Origin of the sequence: Acidicapsa acidisoli, from assembly GCF_025685625.1 — a bacterium.
GTDB classification, from domain to species: domain Bacteria; phylum Acidobacteriota; class Terriglobia; order Terriglobales; family Acidobacteriaceae; genus Acidicapsa; species Acidicapsa acidisoli.
The window spans coordinates 1-667 of sequence record NZ_JAGSYI010000016.1 but is presented as its reverse complement, the minus strand read 5'-3'; the positions used below and the strand labels follow the sequence as shown (position 1 = coordinate 667).

Here is a 667-nt window from a genome sequence, read left to right as displayed (position 1 = left end):
AACATATTCGATGCGTTGTGAACTACGTGCGGGACGACATGGACGGAAGGGGAAGCGCACGAGGCGTTGTTCTCCAACCAAAGGTTCGCCGAGTCGCAGCTGCTACCGAAGCCGTTCGGATAATTGATGACCGTCGTTGTGGTGGCCGGGGGCAGCGAGGTTATGGTGTACGTCGCGGTACCCACAGCGTTAGCATCGCCCGTGGCAACCGCGATGGCTTTCAATGTCTCAGTCGAGCTAACCGTAATGGGGCCAGCGTACTTTGTTGAAGCCGTGGTGGGCGTGGTGCCGTTCGTGGTGTAGTAGATGGCGGTGCCCGCAGTCGTATCTGAGATGGTCACCTTCTGCGAACTGGTATAGGTGCCGCCAGTTGGACTAAAGGTCGGCGCCGGCACGACAGTGTCGATGGTGTAGGCTGCCGAAGCTACAGTGCTGTTGTTGTATCCGGATGCGACCGCAATCGCTTTCAATGTCTCCGTCGCGCTTACCGCAATGGGGCCGGAGTACTTTGTTGAAGCCGTGGTGGGCGTGGTGCCATTGGTGGTGTAGTAGATGGTAGCACCGCTGGTGGCATCGCTGATGCTGACCGTCTGCGCCGAGGCGTAGGTTCCCGCTGCCACAGAGAAGGTTGGTGTAGCGGCTGTGGGCGTGCTTGTTCCAGTGGCAA

The 667-nt window shown here is 58.9% G+C and carries 1 protein-coding gene; it reads right to left on the bottom strand.

The window, feature by feature from the left end:
* The coding region (locus OHL23_RS28555) for a chitobiase/beta-hexosaminidase C-terminal domain-containing protein (RefSeq protein ID WP_263355503.1) at positions 1 to 667 on the bottom strand (667 nt) is incomplete at both ends.